Here is a 17562-nt window from a genome sequence, read left to right on the forward strand (position 1 = left end):
CGTCCTTGGGTTACGGCAGTGTGGGATAGAACGGCTTGAGCGGGCCGCCGATCTGGCTGTAGTTGTCGACCTCGCCATCCTCGCTGTCATACAGCTGACGGGCCAGGCGGTGGCCCGGGGCGCGCTGCAGGAAGGGGATCAGCCAGGCCAGTTTGTACGGGGCGACGTCGCTCTGCGACTTGCCCTTGAGCTCGGGCAGGCCGTCGGGGTCGAGGATGCTGCGGGCGGCGAAGTTGGCCAGCAGTTCCAGGGTCTGCTGATCGTCGCGGCTCCACGCCAGGCCGTTGGCCTGCGCCGATTCTGCCAGCAGCACCAGCGGCACCAGGGCGTACTGGCTGTAGGTGGCGGCCAGTTTGCTGCGCGCCACTTCCAGCGGCAGGTAGGCGTAGCTGCCGTCAGCGGACTTCACCGCCTGCTGCAGGCCGCGGCGCAGGTTGCCGTCGGCCCACTGGATGAAGTCGTCGCGCTGCACCAGCATGCCGGTCGCCGCCACGGCCCAGGCCGCCCAGTAGTCGTGGTTGTTGAACCAGCTAAAACCGGGGCCGCGACGCGGCTGGTACTCGGCGATGATGCGCTCGCCCAACTGGCTGAACCAGGCCTTCTGCGCCGGCGACAATTGCAGCTTGGCGTCGCTGGCGGCCTGGGTCATCAGCAGGGTCGAGGCCATGGCCGCCACCGCCCATTTGCGCGCAGCCATGCCGGTGCTGCTGGCGTCGGGGTTGAGCAGGGCACCGGCCTCGGCCCAGCGCTCCAGCCACTGGTCCTGGCAGGCCAGGGCCATGTTCGCCTCCTGCGGATTCTTCGCCCGCTGGAAGCGCTTGCTGGCGTAGATCAGGCCGACGATGAACTGTTTGACCTGCTTGCCGATCTGTTCGCTGTTGGCGTCCGGGCTGCTGCGCAGGGTCGACTTGCTGGCGTCGCGCTGGTCGTACTTGCTTTGTAGCTGCAAGCTGCCGGTGTAGGGCGGCGGTGCTTGCTTGCTGCAGCTCAAGGTGCGGTAGTCGGCGATCATCGCCGACTGCGCGGTGGCCCGCGGCGGCCAGATCGAGCTGGCCGCCAGGCTGTCGGCCAACTGCAGGCTGGCGCACAGGCCCAGGCCCAGCGCGGTCCAGGTCTTTACAGGCATACGCGGGTTTCCACTTGGGTGGCGGCGGTGCCGGGCTTGGTCGGCTCCATGAACACCGACAGCAGGTTGGCCCCGGCAAATTCCTTGGCCCGGCTCAGCTCAAGATAGTACTGGCCGCCGGTAACCACCGCCTCGCGGCGAAACCAGACCTTGTCGCGGGCACCGTTGTCGTAATAGACGATCACGTAGAAATCCTTGACGTTCTTGTCGCTGATGCGGATATCGAGAAAGCCCTGGCCGTTGCCGAGGCTCTTGCGGTGTTCACCGGTATTGCTGAGCAGCTCGATGCGCTCGTTGACCCGCAGCGGCGGGCGCTGCACCCGGTTGGCCAGGATCTCGGTCGATACCGGGCAGCCGCCCTTGATCGCCGGGATCAGCTGGCGGTACATCTGCTCGGATTCCAGTTGGTAGTTGGCCGGCAGCTCCCAGATGATCAACTTCGGCGGCGCCTTGGGCTTGTAGTTCTCCGACAGCAGGTATTCGAGCAGCGAGCCGTCCTGGCCGACGCCGGGCAGGGCGTAGTTGAGGATGTCGACCTCAAGGTACTGCTTGAGGTAGCCGTCGAAGTTGAACTGCTTGCTCTCGTCTTCACGGGCGGCGGCGTTACTGTCGCCAACCAGGATCACTTGCGGGTCCGGCGCGTCGTCGAACAGCGCATCGGCGCCGTCGGCTTCGGGGATGGTCTGGTAACCGCGCACGTACTGGAATCCGTAGTTGTTGCCGCAGATATAGCTCAGCGCCAGGTTCAGGGTGCCGTCCTTGGGCACCATGACCCCGGGTTCGGTGCGGTAGCTTTTTTTGCTCAGGTCGGCGTAGAACGGCTGCCGGCGGATTTCTTCGGCAACCAGCCTTGCCGTGGCCTGGGCACCGGCCGGGGTCCAGTGGTGGTCACGGCGAAAAAAGAACTCGCCCTTGGGCGGGGTGTGCACCAGTTGCATCAACGGTGGCACCACCGCGCCACCGGCGCGCAATTGCTGCAGGTAGTTCTCCAGGTTGCCGCTGGCGCGGGCAAAGTCGAAGCCATGCAGCTTGTCGGCGTAGAGCTTGTCGCGGTGCATCAGGCCACGGGTCGGTTGCACCGCCATGGCCACGTGGATACCCTGCTGGCGAAAGGCGGCCATCAAACGTGCGAACTCCGGGCGCATGGGCGCCGGGATGCCGAAATCGTTGGTCAGGTCCACCGCCGAGCGGAACAGCCAGCGGTCCTTGGCCGGGACGATCTCGCGCATCAGCTTCATGCGCCCTTCGGCGTAATTCTGCGGGTTGCTCAGGCCCGGGCAGACCATGCACTCAAGGCTCGTGCAACCGGCCTTGGCGGGCTCTGCGGCCACGCTCGGGGCGCTCAGCAGAGGGCCCAGCAGCGCCGCCAGGCCAAGGGGAAGAATGCGCTTCATGATCACTCGCTCGGGTCGATGCTATTGGCCAGGCTCATGCTCTGGTAGCCGGCGCCCTTGGGCAGGAGCACGTAGCTGTAGGAGCGGCCCTTTTTCAGGAACAGTTCGTCGAACTGGGCTACGTTCTGCTCGTCGACGTAAGCGGCAAAGCCGATCTTGATCTCGTTGACCATGCGGCTGCCGGTCTGGTCCTTGCCCAGCGGGTCGACGATCACGTGCTTGCCATCGACGGTTTTCAGCGCTGCCTGGGCCGGGGTCAGGTTGTAGAAGGCGACCTGGGCTTTCTTCGGCTCGTTGACGTACTTGTCGGCGATCAGGGTCAGCTTGCTGCCATCAAAGACTACAGTGCTGGCGGCGTTGGCCTTGAGCTGCGGCTCGATGGCAGTGCCGCCGACGGCGATCTTGTGGGCGCCGGCCGGGGTGAAGCGGTAGCCGCTGAGCTGGCCGGCGGCGACCCGTTGCGCGGTGATCTTGCCACTCAGGGTCACATCGATGTTGCTGGCGGACAGGTTAAGCACACGGACGAAGGCCGAGTCGGCCGGGGCCACGGCGTCGTACAGGTCGGCATTGCCTTCGGCGGCATGAGCGGCGGCGCTGCCCAGCAGCAGGGCGCAAGTGGCGAGCAGGCGTTGCGGTGCAATGTTCATCAGTCTCTCCTTAGAAATGTTGGGTCTGGCCGGGGCGGCTCAGGGAGCCGAGGCGGTGGGCGAGCAGGGTGCGCAGGGGGAATTCCCAGACCACGGTGTCGATCTCGGGGTTGCTCAGCTGGTCGCTGGCAAGGAACTGGCTCATGGCCTCGAACGGCCCGCGGGCTTCCACCGACACGCTCAGCAGGTCGCGGTTGAGTGCTTCCTTGAGAAAGCCGACGAAGTTCCAGTCATCGATCTTGCTGTAGCTGGTACCGACCAGCATCAGGCTCTGGGTTTCACTGGCGAACAGGTCGCTGGCGCTCTGTTCGGCCTTGAGGGTTTCGTACAGGGCGATCTGGTTGGGGCCGAACTGCGGCGCCAGTTGCGCGTGGTTGAACTGGATGTAGTTCATCAGGTCGCCCTTGACCGTCTTGTCGGCGACCTTGTGCGACAGGTAACGCTGGTCACCGAGCAGTTCCGGGCGCTGGCGGGCCAGCTCATAGGCACTCAGGCGCGCGCCTTGCGGGCTCCAGTGGGTGTCGGACTTGAGGAACAGCTCGGGGCCGGCAAGGTTGGCCAGAAATGCCGAGCGCAACGGCGTGACGGCAATCTTCTGCGCTTGCAGGCGCTCGACGAAACGGTCGTAGAGGCTGATCGCCCGTGGGTCGACGGCGCGTTGGGTGTGCTCGGCATAGACATCGACCTTCATCGGCAGCGGCAGCACGATCAGGCGCTTGTTGTGGGCCTTGAGCTGTTGCTGGACCTGGGCGATCTGCTTGAGCTGGGCGTCGAGGTTGGCCTCAAGATTGTTCGGCACGCGGTATTCCTGGTTGGTGTAGAGCCAGCCGTCCTTGCCCAGCACCACGCCCTTGGTGCCTTCGTCGAACAGCCGGTACTGGGCGTTGGCCCACAGCTCGACCGACGGCTCTCGCAGGAAGAAGCGCTTGTCGTAGACCTGCTCGAACTTGCGCAGCAGCTTGCCGTCGACGAACAGGTTCCAGGCGTCGGTCTGGTTGCGGGCAAAGCTCAACACCGGGGGCAACGAGTAGACGAACATGCCTGCCAGCAGGACGCCGAAGGCAATGCCGTTGACCTTGCTGGCCGAATTCATGACCGGGTACATGGCGGTCTCCTAGAACTGAAAGTACAGAAAGGGCGAGAACGAATGCGCCGCCAGGCTGCTCAGCGCCAGGGCAAAGCCGGCCCACAGCAGCAGGGCCTTGAGGCCGCCGACATGGCGCATGAAGTACTGCTCCTTGTTGCCGGCGTAGAAGCGCACGTTGTTGCTGCCGGCCAGCACCAGCCAGCACAGGGCAATGGCGGCGAACGACATGGCCATCTTCGAGGCGCCAAGCACGTACAGGTCCAGCGAACCGAGGCCGTTGAGGCCGAACAGCGCCTGGTAGATGTCGATGCTGTGGCGCAGGTCGTTGGTGAAGAACAGCGGCATGCTCAGGATGATCAGCACGAAGGTGCGCAGGTTGCGGCCCAGGTGGTAGGGCGTGGTGATCTTGGTCGCCAGGTTGAACTTGCGCTCGATGACCATGCCGAAACCGAAGAACAGCCCCCAGCAGATAAAGGCGAAACTGGCGCCGTGCCACAGCCCTGACAGCAACATGGTGTAGACCAGCGCCGGCAGCGCCCCGGCGATGCGCTTGCGCACCAGCGGCATGTACACGTAGTCGCGCAGAAAGTGCGCCAGGGTCATGTGCCAGCGCGCCCAGAACTCGGTGATGCTCTGCGACACATAGGGCTGGTTGAAGTTTTCCGGAAAACGGAAACCCATCATCAATGCCAGGCCCAGGGCCATGTGGCTGTAGCCGGCGAAGTCGAAGTACAGCTGCAGGGTCGAGACCACCAGGCCGAACCAGGCATCGCTCAATTGCAGGGTGCCTTCGCTGATGAACAGCACGTTGATCGGCGCCAGCTGGTCGGCAATCAGCACCTTCATGATGAAGCCGAGCATGAACCGGCACACGCCCAGCGAGAACAGCTCCAGCGAGTGGGTGCGCTGGCGCAGCTGCGGTGCCAGCTGGCTGTAGCGCAGGATCGGGCCGGCCACCAGGTGCGGGAACAGCGCGACAAAGGCGGCGAAGTCGATGAAGTTGTTGGTCGGCGTGGCGTCCTTGCGGTAGATATCGACGATGTAGCTCAGGGCATGGAACACATAGAAGGAGATGCCCAGCGGCAGGAAGATCGTCTCCAGGGTGAAGGTGTTGATGCCCAGCGGCGCGAGCAGGGCGGCCAGCACCTCGGCGCCAAAGTTGGCGTATTTGAAGTAGCCCAGGGTCGACAGGTTGCCGATGATGCCGATCCACAGCAGACGGAACGCCCAGCGCTTGTCGCCGGCATCCAGGCGCGCCTTGATGCGCAGGCCGAACCAGTAGTTCCAGTAGGTGATGGCGACAAACAGCAGCAGGAAGTCCGGCCGCCACCAGGCATAGAAGATGTAGCTGGCGGCGACGATCACCGTCGAGCGCCACGGCGCCCGGGCGAGGAAGTACACGGCCAGGAACAGCGGCAGGTAGAGGAACAGGAAGACGTTGGAGGCGAAGATCATCTCGGGTTCCGTCCTTAGTAGCTGACCACGACGCCAAAGGTCAGCTGGTAGTCATCACCACTGTCCAGGGCGTTGCCGGCGTTGAGGTAGCTGGCGCTGACCAGGGCGTTGACGTCCAGGTGCTTGCCGTCGATGGCCACTGGAAACATCTTCCAGTAGTAGTTGAGGTCGAGCATCTGCCCGACGTCCTTGCCACCGCCGTGGTTGCCCTGGGCAATGGCGCGGTTGCGCTCGCTGCGCTGGTCGCCTTCAAGACGAATCGGCAGGGTGCCGTTGGCATCGCGCAACTTCAGTTCGGTGAGGCGAAAATCCAGGGCGCTGTGCGGTGTCGGGTTGGTTTCCAGGGCGATGCCGTAGTAGCTCAGGTTGCGCAGGTCGAGGCTGACGAAAGAGCTGGCCAGGCGCGTGCTGTAGCTGCCCTGGCGGGTGATGCGGTCGGACTGGATGGCATTCAGGCGAAAGCCGTCGTTGTCGTTGCTCGGTTTGTCGGTCAGGCCGCCGCGCAGGGCCACCCTTGGCGTCCACGGCAAGTCGTGAAAGCGCTTGCCGATTTCGCCCAGGGCCGCCCAGCCGCTGGCGTTGTGGCCGGTGCTGGTGACGCCGTTGACGTCGGTGTTGTCGACCTTGCCGTCCAGGCCCGCGAGCTCCAGGTGGTAGTCGCTGAACAGCGGCGTCACCTCAAGATCGTCAGCCTTGAAGAACAGACCGTAGCGCATGCCCTTGAAGTCGTAGCGGTCTTCAGCATCGTGGCCGCTGTGGTCGTTCTCGTGCATCAGGCGCACGCCGGCCCAGTTGTGCTCGCTCCAGCGGTAGGCGTACTCGCCCATCAGGTAGGTGGTGCGCTCCTCGCTGTCGGCCAGGCGATTGACGTCGCTGTTGTAGTTGTAGAACTTCTGCGCCACGGCGACAAAGCCGCGGGAGAAGGTGTCGTTGTAGTTGAAACGCAGCGACTCGATGCTGTCGTCCCACCAGATGCCGTAGTCGTCGAAGTAGCGCTGGCGCCCGGCCGACAGCGAAAAACGCGGGTCGTCGCCGAGCAGGTTGCGTTTCACATACAGCTCGCGCAGTTCGGCGTACCAGCCTTCGGGCTGTTCGCGGTCGAGATTGTTGGCGTTTTCGTTCTGCACGCTGGCCGACTCGCTGGAGTCGTAGTTCAGCCACAGGCGGCCGTAGACCATCCACTTGGCCCAGCGTTTTTCCGGCGAGTACCAGGCGAACGACGGCTCGTAGCGCAAGCTGTAGAACATCTCGCGGCTGCGGCCGACTTCGGAGTTTTCAGGGCCGTAGCCGGTTTGCACGGTGAGCTTGTTGAAAAATTCCGAGGTGATCACCGGCTCGCTGCCATCGGCGACCCGCACCGGCTCGCTGCTGTCGGCCTCGGGGCCGGTGACTTCTTCCAGCGCGTGCGCTGGGTACAGCGGTGCCAGGGCCAGCAGGGCGCCGAACAGGGTGTGGTGGGCTTTCACAGGGTTGCCTCCTTCAACAGATCGTTGCGTGCCGCCAGGGCGCGCGCGATGTCATCCTTTTTCAGGGTCTTTTCCAGGCGCGTGACCAGGCTGCGGGCACCGTTCTCGCCCAGCGCCACGGCCACCTGGGCATAGGTGTAGGCCTTGACCGGGTCGTGGCAGAGGGCGCGCCCGTAAGCGTGCAGGGTGGCCATGCGGTACCAGGCGGCGGTGGAGCCGGCGCGGGCCTGGGCCTGGAAAATCTCCAGGGCCTTGTCCTGGTCGGGCTGGTCGGCCACGCCCTTGCTGTAGTACTCGGCCAGCAGCAGCTCGGCGTCGGGGTAGCGGCTGGCAACCAGCTCGTCGATCAGCGCGCGGGCCTTGTCCGGGTCCAGGGTCAGCCAGTTGTTGACCATGTAGAACGAGGCCTGCAGTGCCTTGGCCCGGGTCGCTTCGCGGGCCCGCACCTGGTCGATCAGCGCTTGGGTCTCTTCGGCGTTGTGCTCGGTGGGGTTGGAAATCATGTAGTTGGCCTTGGACACCATCGCCGGCACGAAGCCGCGCTCGACGGCGTTGTCGCGCCAGCGATGGGCTTCGCCGCGGGCCAGGTCCAGGGCATCGCTGCGCTGTTTTTCCAGGGCCAGCTGCGCGGCGTCCGGCTGCACCCGCGCCGGGCCCATGGCACTGGCCTGGCGCTGGTAGCGGTCGGCTTCCTGCTCGGCGCGCTGCACGCTGTTGATGCTGTCGAGCAGCGAGCCGATGCGGTGCACGATTTCAACCGCCAGGGTCGGGCGCAGCGCTTCGAGGCTGCGGGCAAAGGCCGGGAAGGCGCGGTCCTGATCGTCACCGAGAAAGCGGTAATAGCGGTCGATCGCCCGTACATCGACACGCACCGCCTGTTGGTACCAGCGCTCGGCGCCGGCGCGGTCGCCCTGGCGCTCGGCCAGCACCGCCTGGTACAGCTCGGGACGGCAGTTGAGCAGGCACGACTGCTGGTACAGGGCCAGCAACTGCGCCGCCTGGTCGCTGGAGACCAGCTGCGGGTAGACCAGGAATACCTCCAGGGTGGTGCTGGCATTGCGCGGGTCGAGGGTTGCCGGGTAGCGCGTCAGGGCCTGGGCCATCCATTGCTGTTGGCTCTTTTGCAGGCTCGGGGTGCGGTCCAGCAGGCGCGCCAACGAGGCCAGCGCCGGTACCTGGCCGCGGCCATCGGCAAACGCCTCCTTGTACAGGGCGATGATTTCTGCGCGGCTGGCGCCATCGCTGTTGGCCAGCACATCACCGAGCAGCAGCTTGGACGCCAGGTCGCCGCGCTCGGCCAGGATGCGCAGGTCGGCACTGACATTGGCGCTCGGGTCCTTGTACAGCGCGTAGCGGATCTGCTCAAGGCTTTGCCCGGCCAGGGCATTGCCGGCGCAGGCAAGGCCGATGCTGGCCAGCAGCAGGCGGGAGGGCGTCTTCGCATTCATTGCCTATTCCTTCCTTGGGGGTGCTTAGCGCGACGCCGTGAACGGCAGGCCCAGGTACAGGTCCACCGCCACCGGCTTCTGGTACGCGGCGCGTGGCAGCGGGCTGTCGGGAACGATGGTCAGGGCCAGGTTCTTGTTGGCTTCATCGACGTGGGAGTCGACGACCTTGCCGCTGAAGGTTTCATCCAGGCCGAACACCTTGAGGTCCACCGAGGTCACCCGGCCGATGTCGGCGAGCTTGTCGAACGGCACGTTGGCGGTGACGAACAGGCCTTCATCCTTGGGCAGCAAATGCACCAGCGGCGCCTGCTTGTAGCCATAGCCGTCGAGGGGCTTGTTCGGGAAGTACAGCTCGCAGTCGCACGGGCTGTTGATCACGGTTTCGATGGTGGCGCGCCCGAGCAGGGTCTGCAGGTCGCCGGGCGAGAGATCGGCCACCGCCTTCATGTCGGCCGGGCTGGTGAAGCTGGTGGCCAGCTGGGTGGAAATGCTCGCCACCGGCGCGCCGGCCTTGACCTCGGTCTGCCCCGGCGCCAGGAGGAACTTCACATAGCCGTTGTCGGGCATGCTGATGACCTGGGCATTGGCCGAGACCTGGGCCTGTACTGCCGGGATACGGAAGAACAGCAGGTAGCACTTGTAGGCGACAAAGCCCAGCGCGGCGAGGCCGGCGGCGGCATACAGCAGGGTGCCGAGGGTGGCCTTGAGACGCTCACCGGAGCTGCGCGCACTGGCGTACTTGTGCTTGCGTTCCTTGATGTAGTTTTCCCGCTGCATCACGTTGAACAGGCCATTGATGTCGGCGATTTCACCCGACAGGTAGGCGCTGATGATGTAGCGCAGAATGTCGCGCTTTTGCGAATCGAGCTCGACGAACTGGGCGCCGACTTCCTGGCCGCGCTGGGAAACGATCTTGATCTGGCTGTCGATGTTCAGGTCGACCTGGTTCAGGCGCAGCTGGATCGAGGCATGGTACAGGCTGCCGATCTTCAGCGGCTCGGCGTGGACCAGGCCGATGCCGCCCAGGGAGATATCCTGCAGGGTGCTGTCGAACGGCGCCTGGCCGGCCGCGCTGAGCTTGACCCGGGCGTTGAGTTTGGTGCGTACGTACTGGCGTTCGTCGATGGCTTCGTGGACTACGTTGGCCGGTACTGCGGGTGTGCTTGAGCTACTCATGGCAGGCGCCTTTCCTTAACGTTGCGTGAGTTCGAGAAGAACCGAGATGACCCCGAAGAAAATCGCGATGGATGAAAACAGCATCGCCTTCGAGGACCAGCGGTTCAGGGCGGCGTCGAAGTTGACGGCGCCGTTGCTTAATGTGGTTTTTTGCCGGGTCCAGCTCTGCTGGTCCATGTGGAACAGGGCGTAGACTTTCATCAGCGAGCCGATGATCTGGTTGTAATAAAGAACGAACGGGTACACCGGGCTGACCGGGTGGCCGGCGAACAGAAACAGCACGGTGACAAGGCTGCGCGACAGCAGCACCCAGAACAGGTACACCAGCAGGTACTGGATGCCGAACACGATGCCGGCGACCACCGAAGCGGTCAGGCCCATCAGGCAGGTCCACATCGACACCCGCTGATCGAGCAGCACGTACAGGGTGAACAGGCCCAGGCGGGCGCGGCCGAGCAGGGCAGTGGCACGGAAGTTCTGGCGCAGCGAGTTGCCGTACCAGCGGAACATCAACTGGCGGGTGGCGCGCCAGAAGCTGTTGTCTGGCGGATGCTCGACGGTCAGGGTGTTGCTGTCGGGCACATAGAAGGTGTCCCAGCCGGCGCGCATCAGGCTCAGCCACGACGACTTGTCGTCACCGGTCAAAAACTGAAAGCGCCCCAGGCGCCAGTGCTGAAGAAAGTCCGCCTCGACGTCACGGATGAAGTCCGGGTCGGTCATGACACTGGCGCGAAAGAACGACAGCCGCCCGGTCAGGGTCAGCACCCGGTGCGACAAGGCCATCGAACACATGTTGATGTGCCGCTGGACGAAGCGCATCGAGTGCCACTGGCGCATCAGGCTGCTGCCTTCGACTTCGCAGAACTCATTGGTGGTCAGGCCGCCGACGTTGGGCAGGTAGGCGAACAGCTTGACCGCGCGCTCGACGCAGCCGGGCAGCATCATGGTGTCGCCATCGACTACGCCGACCACCGAATCTTCCAGCGGCATCTGCCGCGACAGGGCGCGAAAGGCATGGGCCAGGCCGTCACGCTTGCCGGTGCCACGGGCGCGGACGATCACCAGCTTGATGTCGTCGCGGTCCCTGACCTCGTTGCGCATGATCTCTTTGATGAACTGCTCGTCGCCTTTCTCGACGATCGAGGCAATCACCGTGCACGGCACCTTGAGTCGCTGCACTTCCTGGAATACCGACTGGTAGACCTTGAAGGTGGTGTGGGTGGGAATGCGAAAACTGGTCACCACCATGAACATGTGCGCCGGCAGCGCCGCGTCGCCCATGCGCTCGACCGCCTTGCGCATGCGCGGGAACTTCCAGTGCAGAAAGTACATGCCGCGCAGGTAGTGGACGATGGCGTTGCCATAGCGCCACATGCCCAGCGCACCGATGATGAAGATGAACTTATGGTGCGCAGGGTCGAGGTACTCAGGCGCGACCATCTCCGACGCCAGCGCGATCAGGCCGAACAGGCAGGCCCAGGCGCAAAAACGCGCGCCTGCCTGCAGGTAGTCCGGCCGGCCCGGGGGCGGCTGTTGCTGTCGTTCCATGTAGTCGTTGCTCCTGTGTTCGGGCCACGCCCGGCTGAATGACATGCGCACTTTTCGCGCCTGGCCAGGACAAGGCCGGCTAGGCAGGAGGCAGGTGAGCAGACAGTCAGGCGGGGTGCCTGGGTGAATCGCTGGGCACTCTCTGGGTGGAGTGCTCTTTACTGGCGTACGGGGGCCTTACCAGCAGATACCTTCGCGTTGGGCATCGCTGCCGTGGGCCATGAAGCCGACCAGGTCGATGATCTGCTTGCCGTCGCTGGCATCCAGGGCTTGCGCAAAACGCTCATCGTTGTTGCCCAGCACCACCACGTCGGCGTCGCGGATCACCTGCTGCAGGTCGTTGCATAGCAGCGACGAAACGTGGGGGATCTTCGACTCGATGTATTCGCGGTTGGCACCGAACACCCGCGCGTACTCGACGTTGGCGTCGTAGATGGTGAGGTCGTAGCCTTTGCCGATGAGCATTTCCGCCAGTTCCACCAGCGGGCTTTCGCGCAGGTCGTCGCTGCCGGCCTTGAAGCTCAGGCCGAGCAGACCGATGCGGCGCTTGTCCTGGCGGGTGATCAGCTCGAAGGCGTTTTTCACCTGGTTGCGGTTGCTGGCCATGATCGAGGCCAGCAGCGGGTGTTCGACGTCCAGCTGGCCGGCGCGGTAGGTGAGGGCGCGTACGTCCTTGGGCAGGCACGAGCCGCCGAAGGCGAAGCCCGGGCGCAGGTAGTAGCGCGACAGGTTGAGCTTGTAGTCCTGGCAGACCACATCCATCACCTCGCGGCCGTCGACACCGGAGGCCTTGGCAATGTTGCCGATCTCGTTGGCAAAACTGACCTTGGTTGCGTGCCAGACGTTGCAGGTGTACTTGATCATCTCGGCGACTTCGATCGACTTGCGGATCACCGGGGCGTCCAGGCCCTGGTACAACGACTGCAGCAGGTCGCCCGATTGCGCGTCCAGTTCGCCGATCACGGTCATGGCCGGGAAGTCGTAATCCTGGATCGCGGTGCTTTCGCGCAGGAACTCGGGGTTGACCGCGACGCCGAAATCGATGCCGGCGCGCTTGCCGGAGTACTTTTCGAGGATCGGAATCACCACGTTCTTGGCGGTGCCGGGCAGCACGGTGCTGCGCACCACGACGGTATGGCGACTGGCCTTGTCGCGCATGGCGGTGCCGATTTCGCGGCACACCGCTTCCATGTAGACCAGGTCCAGGTCGCCGTTTTTCTTGCTCGGGGTGCCGACGCACAGCAGCGACATTTCTGTAGCCAGTACCGCAGCCTGGACATCCGTAGTGCCGCGCAGGCGGCCATGACGCACGCCGTCGAGCAGCAGTTGCTCAAGGCCCGGTTCGACAATGGGCGACTTGCCCTGGTTGATCATGTCGATCTTGGCCGGCGAGATATCCACGCCCAGCACCTGGTGGCCACGAGCGGACAAACAACCGGCACAGACAGCGCCCACATAACCCAATCCAAAAATACTGATATTCATAGTTCCCTCTCCCAAGGTGCAGCAAAAGCTGACCGAGATACTCAGTTAAACGGCATGGTCGACGCGGCAGACGCGCAAGAAAAAGCAGCGCGCTAAAAGGAGGCGATGCAAGCGTTTTTTCGTTGTCTTATTACATCCTAAGGGAGTTTTTTTAACTTCGGCAAGCAGTCTCTAACTTTGAGTTGAATAAAGTTTAAATTCACTCTGTTAAAGTTTAAAAACCGTTATAAATCAATGAGTTAAAGTTTGTGGATAGTTCGGCGTCAAAAATCCGATATCCGCATTTTGCCGTGAAAATGACGCCAGAAAGCCGTTGTCTCGGTGGCTTTTGTCGATTTTCATGGTTTTTTTGACGGGCCTTTTGCAGGGGGTCTTGAACTTCTTTATTCTCCGCGCATTGTTGTAATAGTGCGGTGGAGTTTGCCCGATGATGGCACTTTAGCTGGCAAGTGAAGTTGCTGGTTTATTAGTGTCTTGAGTACCCAGTGCCGGTGGCGATTTGTCCGTAATGCGGTGGTTGTCCAGACAACCCCTGACAGGTAGAGCGGGCTTCGACTTGTGCGGCGGACCTGATCGCGGCATAGTTCGGGCTTCGTTCGAGGCACGCCATTGACGGCTGTGTGCTCATCCATCCGGATGCTGGATAAAGGACGCCATGCAAATGAACGGAATCGGCTCGCGTATCAGGGAAGAAAGAGAACGGCTGGGCCTGACCCAGCGCGCCTTTGGCGACATCGGCGGGGTAGAGCCCAACGCCCAGGGCAAGTATGAAAGCGGCGAGCGCACGCCCAAGGCCGACTACCTGGCGGCGGTGGCGGCGCGCGGGGTCGACGCGTTGTATGTGTTGAGCGGGGTGCACACGCCGGTCGAACACAGCAGCCTGAACGCCGAAGAAGAACAGTTGCTCAGCAGTTTTCGCCTGCTGCAAGGGGCTGACCAGGCTGCCGTCCGGCAGTTGCTCGGCAGCCTGGCCGAGCGTGCCCAGTTGCCGCCGGCGAGGGCTGGCGGCTATGAGCGCGGGATGTATGGGCGACTGTCGGGCAAATGAAAAAATGACGTCAGGCAAATGACGTCTTCCGTTAGGTCTACGGCTGTATTTTTTGCTAAGGTGGCGGGATCCAATTACCGCCGCAGTGCGAGGTGTCTGCTTGATTAGGGTGCTGGTGGTCGATGACCACGATCTGGTGCGTACGGGCATCACGCGCATGCTGGCCGATATCGATGGCTTGCAGGTAGTGGGCGAGGCCGACTCTGGCGAGGCATCGCTGAAAGTTGCGCGCGAGCTCAAGCCCGACGTGGTCCTGATGGATGTGAAAATGCCCGGTATCGGCGGCCTGGAGGCGACGCGCAAACTGCTGCGCAGCCACCCGGACGTGAAAGTGGTGGCGGTGACCGTCTGTGAAGAAGACCCGTTCCCCACCCGCCTGTTGCAGGCCGGCGCCGCCGGCTACCTGACCAAGGGCGCCGGGCTGGATGAAATGGTCCAGGCCATTCGCCTGGTGTTTGCCGGCCAGCGTTACATCAGCCCGCAGATTGCCCAGCAACTGGCGCTCAAGTCGTTCCAGCCGCAAGGCTCGCCGTTCGATGCGTTGTCGGAGCGGGAAATCCAGATCGCGCTGATGATCGTTGGCTGCCAGAAGGTGCAGATCATCTCCGACAAGCTGTGCCTGTCACCGAAAACGGTCAATACTTACCGGTACCGGATCTTCGAAAAACTCTCGGTCACCAGCGACGTCGAGCTGACGCTGCTGGCGGTCCGCCACGGCATGGTTGACGCCAGTCTCTGAGCGCATTCATGACACCTGTGTTCGATTCAAGCGCATTCCTGGCGACCTGCAGCGGTCGCCCGGGCGTCTACCGGATGTTCGACGGTGAAGCCCGGCTGCTGTATGTAGGCAAGGCCAAGAACCTCAAGAAGCGCCTCGCCAGTTACTTTCGCAAGACTGGCCTGGCGCCGAAGACGGCTGCCCTGGTGGCGCGCATCGCCCAGGTCGAGACCACCATCACCGCCAACGAGACCGAGGCGCTGCTGCTCGAGCAGACCCTGATCAAGGAATGGCGGCCGCCGTACAACATCCTGCTGCGCGACGACAAATCCTATCCTTATGTCTTTCTTTCCGACGGCGATTACCCGCGCCTGGGCATCCACCGTGGGGCGAAGAAGCAAAAGGGCAAGTACTTTGGCCCGTACCCCAGCGCCGGCGCCATCCGCGAAAGCCTGAGCCTGCTGCAAAAGACCTTTTTTGTCCGCCAGTGCGAAGACAGCTACTACGCCAACCGCACCCGGCCGTGCCTGCAATACCAGATCAAGCGCTGCAAGGCGCCCTGTGTCGGCCTGGTCGAGCCCGAAGAGTACGCGGTGGATGTGCGCCACTCGGTGATGTTCCTTGAAGGGCGCAGCCACCAGCTGACCAACGAGCTGAACGCCGAGATGGAACAGGCGGCCATGGCCCTGGCGTTCGAGAAGGCCGCCGAGCTGCGCGACCAGATCGCCTTGCTGCGCCGCGTGCAGGACCAGCAGAGCATGGAAGGCGGCAGCGGCGATGTCGATGTCGTCGCCGCCTTCGTCAACCCCGGCGGCGCTTGCGTGCACCTGATCAGCGTGCGCGGCGGGCGGGTGCTGGGCAGCAAGAATTTCTTCCCGCAGGTGGGTATCGAGGAGGAGGTGGCCGAGGTCATGGCCGCGTTCCTCTCGCAATATTACGTGGGCAACGCCGAGCGCGAATTGCCCGGCGAGCTGATCGTCAACGTCGTCCACGAGGATTTTGCCGCCATCACCGCCGCCATCGAAACCCTGCGTGGCCGCGAGCTGACCATCAGCCACCGGGTGCGCGGCACCCGTGCGCGCTGGCAGCAACTGGCGGTGACCAACGCCGAACAGGCGCTCGGCGCGCGCCTGGCCAACCGCCAGCACATGGCCTCGCGCTTCGAGGCCCTGGCCCAGGTCCTGGCCCTGGACGAAACCCCACAGCGCCTGGAGTGCTACGACATCAGCCATTCCAGCGGCGAAGCCACCGTCGCTTCGTGCGTGGTGTTCGGCCCGGAAGGGCCGCTCAAGTCCGATTACCGGCGCTACAACATCGAAGGCGTAACCCCGGGCGACGACTATGCGGCCATGCACCAGGCCCTGACCCGGCGCTTTGGCCGGCTCAAGGACGGCGAGGGCAAGCTGCCCGACGTGCTGCTGGTGGACGGCGGCAAGGGCCAGCTGAACATGGCCCGTGAAGTGCTGCAGGAACTGGCGGTGCCCGACCTGATTTTGCTCGGGGTGGCCAAGGGCACCACGCGCAAGGCCGGTTTCGAAACCCTGTACCTGAACGACGTGGCCCACGAGTTCACCCTCAAGGGCGACTCGCCGGCGCTGCACCTGATCCAGCAGATTCGCGACGAAGCCCACCGCTTCGCCATCACCGGCCACCGCGCCCGCCGTGGCAAGACCCGCCGCACCTCGACCCTTGAAGGCGTCGCCGGGGTCGGCCCGAAACGCCGCCGCGACCTGCTCAAACACTTCGGTGGCTTGCAGGAACTGACCCGCGCCAGCGTCGAAGAAATCGCCAAAGCACCGGGAATCAGTAAAAAGCTTGCCGAGTCGATTTATGCCAACCTGCATAGCGAGTAGAATGCCCGCTCACTTTGCAGCCAGTTGTGCCGATGAATATTCCAAATCTGCTTACCGTTCTTCGCGTCCTGCTCATTCCGATCTTCATTTTGCTGTTCTATGTTCCGTATCACTGGAGCTATATCGCAGCGAGCAGTGTCTTCGCCATCGCCGCGGCCACTGACTGGCTGGACGGTTACCTGGCCCGTCGCCTGCAGCAGAGCACGCCGTTCGGTGCCTTCCTGGACCCGGTGGCCGACAAGCTGATGGTGGCGGTGGCCCTGGTATTGCTGGTGCAAGTGCACGCCAACTTCTGGCTGACCCTGCCGGCGGCGGTGATCATCGGCCGCGAGATCGTGGTCTCGGCGCTGCGCGAGTGGATGGCCGAGCTGGGGGCGAGGGCGCACGTGGCGGTGTCGAACCTGGGCAAGTGGAAGACCGCGGCGCAAATGCTCGCCCTGGTGATCCTGCTGGCCAACCCGCCGGTGCTGACCTTCTGGGTGATTCTGGGCTACGCCTTGCTGATGATCTCCGCCGGCCTGACCCTGTGGTCGATGGTGCACTACCTGCGCGCCGCCTGGCCGCACCTGCGCGAAGGCTCGGAGCAGAAATAAAGCTTTTTTGAATCAAGGGCTTGACGAGATTTATTGAATCGTTACAATAGCCCCCATCACGACGCGGGAATAGCTCAGTTGGTAGAGCACGACCTTGCCAAGGTCGGGGTCGCGAGTTCGAGTCTCGTTTCCCGCTCCAAATATGGCGCTACAGCATTCAGCAGAGTGCTGTGGTGATAGAAAAAAGGCCCTTCGGGGCCTTTTTTCGTTTCTGCTGTTCGGTGCTGTGCAGGTGTCTGGTCCAGGGCACTGACGCATCGTTGAACCATCAGTGCCTTGAGGTGATTTCACCATCCGTGTCTACGGCAATGCGGTCCATCGTCTTCTGCGTGTCTTTGACGATTTCGCCAATTCGGTGTGCTTCCTTGGCAAACCCTTTGGCTGCCAAAAGTGGCAGGCTTTCTTGCAGGGCCTTCAGGGTTTGGCGGATATCGGCAGCGGCCTTGAGGTTTCGGTGCGGGTTGTCCATTGGCTCTCCATTGACGGTCTGTGAAGTGGCAGTGCCCGCCCACGCAGGA

General features: G+C 63.3%; 15 protein-coding genes and 1 tRNA gene. 5 read left to right on the forward strand and 11 right to left on the reverse strand.

Going from position 1 to position 17562, the window contains the following annotated elements; genetic code table 11:
* Positions 1–10: 10 nt before the first annotated feature.
* The 10 genes from ABIE20_RS24960 to ABIE20_RS25005 all read right to left on the reverse strand — a co-directional run bounded on the left by ABIE20_RS24960 (position 11) and on the right by ABIE20_RS25005 (position 12832).
* Positions 11–1126: a polysaccharide lyase gene (locus ABIE20_RS24960; RefSeq protein WP_429508045.1), complete on the reverse strand. Its 1116-nt coding sequence runs from the start codon at positions 1124–1126 to the stop codon at positions 11–13.
* Positions 1117–2520: an alginate O-acetyltransferase AlgX-related protein gene (locus ABIE20_RS24965; RefSeq protein ID WP_429508047.1), complete on the reverse strand. Its 1404-nt coding sequence runs from the start codon at positions 2518–2520 to the stop codon at positions 1117–1119. Before ABIE20_RS24965 ends, ABIE20_RS24960 begins: the two co-directional genes overlap by 10 nt.
* Before the next feature lie 2 nt (positions 2521–2522).
* On the reverse strand, positions 2523–3167 hold the full coding sequence (locus ABIE20_RS24970; RefSeq protein WP_429508048.1) for an alginate O-acetyltransferase AlgF: 645 nt from the start codon (positions 3165–3167) through the stop codon (positions 2523–2525).
* Positions 3168–3177: 10 nt separating this feature from the next.
* Entirely contained in the window at positions 3178–4272 is a 1095-nt protein-coding gene (locus ABIE20_RS24975; protein ID WP_429508050.1) for an alginate O-acetyltransferase, read from the reverse strand.
* Between the two features lie 9 nt (positions 4273–4281).
* A complete protein-coding gene (locus ABIE20_RS24980; protein ID WP_258715208.1) occupies positions 4282–5709 on the reverse strand; it encodes an MBOAT family O-acyltransferase in 1428 nt (475 codons plus the stop codon).
* 14 nt (positions 5710–5723) lie between these two features.
* Positions 5724–7175, reverse strand: coding sequence for an alginate export family protein (locus ABIE20_RS24985; RefSeq protein ID WP_429508051.1), 1452 nt, complete (start codon positions 7173–7175; stop codon positions 5724–5726).
* On the reverse strand, positions 7172–8623 hold the full coding sequence (locus ABIE20_RS24990; protein WP_429508052.1) for a sel1 repeat family protein: 1452 nt from the start codon (positions 8621–8623) through the stop codon (positions 7172–7174). The genes ABIE20_RS24985 and ABIE20_RS24990 overlap by 4 nt, the downstream gene beginning before the upstream one ends.
* Before the next feature lie 24 nt (positions 8624–8647).
* Positions 8648–9799: a PilZ domain-containing protein gene (locus tag ABIE20_RS24995; RefSeq protein ID WP_429508054.1), complete on the reverse strand. Its 1152-nt coding sequence runs from the start codon at positions 9797–9799 to the stop codon at positions 8648–8650.
* Between the two features lie 15 nt (positions 9800–9814).
* Positions 9815–11347 carry a glycosyltransferase gene (locus ABIE20_RS25000; RefSeq protein WP_429508055.1) on the reverse strand — a complete coding sequence of 511 codons (1533 nt, stop codon included), beginning with the start codon at positions 11345–11347 and terminating at the stop codon, positions 9815–9817.
* Positions 11348–11524: 177 nt separating this feature from the next.
* Complete coding sequence (locus tag ABIE20_RS25005; RefSeq protein WP_429508056.1) at positions 11525–12832, reverse strand: nucleotide sugar dehydrogenase; 1308 nt, start codon at positions 12830–12832, stop codon at positions 11525–11527.
* 661 nt (positions 12833–13493) lie between these two features.
* On the opposite strand from ABIE20_RS25005, the gene ABIE20_RS25010 reads away from it, so the two are divergent.
* From ABIE20_RS25010 to ABIE20_RS25030, 5 genes are all read left to right on the forward strand, one after another.
* Complete coding sequence (locus ABIE20_RS25010; RefSeq protein WP_429508057.1) at positions 13494–13880, forward strand: helix-turn-helix domain-containing protein; 387 nt, start codon at positions 13494–13496, stop codon at positions 13878–13880.
* A 100-nt stretch (positions 13881–13980) separates the two neighbouring features.
* Positions 13981–14619 (forward strand): response regulator transcription factor GacA, encoded by a 639-nt coding sequence (gene gacA / locus ABIE20_RS25015; RefSeq protein ID WP_010221877.1) that lies wholly within the window; start codon positions 13981–13983, stop codon positions 14617–14619.
* Positions 14620–14627: 8 nt separating this feature from the next.
* The gene (uvrC, locus tag ABIE20_RS25020; protein WP_429508059.1) at positions 14628–16451 is read left to right on the forward strand and encodes an excinuclease ABC subunit UvrC; all 1824 of its coding nucleotides are present in this window, start codon (positions 14628–14630) and stop codon (positions 16449–16451) included.
* Between the two features lie 32 nt (positions 16452–16483).
* The gene (gene pgsA / locus ABIE20_RS25025; protein WP_010221879.1) at positions 16484–17044 is read left to right on the forward strand and encodes a CDP-diacylglycerol--glycerol-3-phosphate 3-phosphatidyltransferase; all 561 of its coding nucleotides are present in this window, start codon (positions 16484–16486) and stop codon (positions 17042–17044) included.
* Between the two features lie 63 nt (positions 17045–17107).
* Positions 17108–17183: transfer RNA gene (locus ABIE20_RS25030), tRNA-Gly, on the forward strand.
* Between the two features lie 129 nt (positions 17184–17312).
* On the opposite strand, the gene ABIE20_RS25035 is transcribed toward ABIE20_RS25030, so the two are convergent.
* Positions 17313–17513: a hypothetical protein gene (locus tag ABIE20_RS25035; protein ID WP_429508060.1), complete on the reverse strand. Its 201-nt coding sequence runs from the start codon at positions 17511–17513 to the stop codon at positions 17313–17315.
* Positions 17514–17562: the final 49 nt, after the last annotated feature.

The sequence above is a fragment of the Pseudomonas sp. 2835 genome (assembly GCF_050435905.1).
In the GTDB taxonomy this organism is placed as follows: domain Bacteria; phylum Pseudomonadota; class Gammaproteobacteria; order Pseudomonadales; family Pseudomonadaceae; genus Aquipseudomonas.

Bases quoted from the DNA above. Each gene is read 5' to 3' on its own strand.
- ABIE20_RS24990 (WP_429508052.1), bottom strand. From the start codon at position 8,623: ATGAATGCGAAGACGCCCTCCCGCCTGCTGCTGGCCAGCATCGGCCTT.
- ABIE20_RS24960 (WP_429508045.1), bottom strand. From the start codon at position 1,126: ATGCCTGTAAAGACCTGGACCGCGCTGGGCCTGGGCCTGTGCGCCAGC.
- pgsA (WP_010221879.1), top strand. From the start codon at position 16,484: ATGAATATTCCAAATCTGCTTACCGTTCTTCGCGTCCTGCTCATTCCG.
- ABIE20_RS24995 (WP_429508054.1), bottom strand. From the start codon at position 9,799: ATGAGTAGCTCAAGCACACCCGCAGTACCGGCCAACGTAGTCCACGAA.
- ABIE20_RS25005 (WP_429508056.1), bottom strand. From the start codon at position 12,832: ATGAATATCAGTATTTTTGGATTGGGTTATGTGGGCGCTGTCTGTGCC.
- ABIE20_RS24970 (WP_429508048.1), bottom strand. From the start codon at position 3,167: ATGAACATTGCACCGCAACGCCTGCTCGCCACTTGCGCCCTGCTGCTG.
- ABIE20_RS25010 (WP_429508057.1), top strand. From the start codon at position 13,494: ATGAACGGAATCGGCTCGCGTATCAGGGAAGAAAGAGAACGGCTGGGC.
- ABIE20_RS24965 (WP_429508047.1), bottom strand. From the start codon at position 2,520: ATGAAGCGCATTCTTCCCCTTGGCCTGGCGGCGCTGCTGGGCCCTCTG.
- ABIE20_RS25000 (WP_429508055.1), bottom strand. From the start codon at position 11,347: ATGGAACGACAGCAACAGCCGCCCCCGGGCCGGCCGGACTACCTGCAG.
- uvrC (WP_429508059.1), top strand. From the start codon at position 14,628: ATGACACCTGTGTTCGATTCAAGCGCATTCCTGGCGACCTGCAGCGGT.
- ABIE20_RS25035 (WP_429508060.1), bottom strand. From the start codon at position 17,513: ATGGACAACCCGCACCGAAACCTCAAGGCCGCTGCCGATATCCGCCAA.
- ABIE20_RS24980 (WP_258715208.1), bottom strand. From the start codon at position 5,709: ATGATCTTCGCCTCCAACGTCTTCCTGTTCCTCTACCTGCCGCTGTTC.
- ABIE20_RS24975 (WP_429508050.1), bottom strand. From the start codon at position 4,272: ATGTACCCGGTCATGAATTCGGCCAGCAAGGTCAACGGCATTGCCTTC.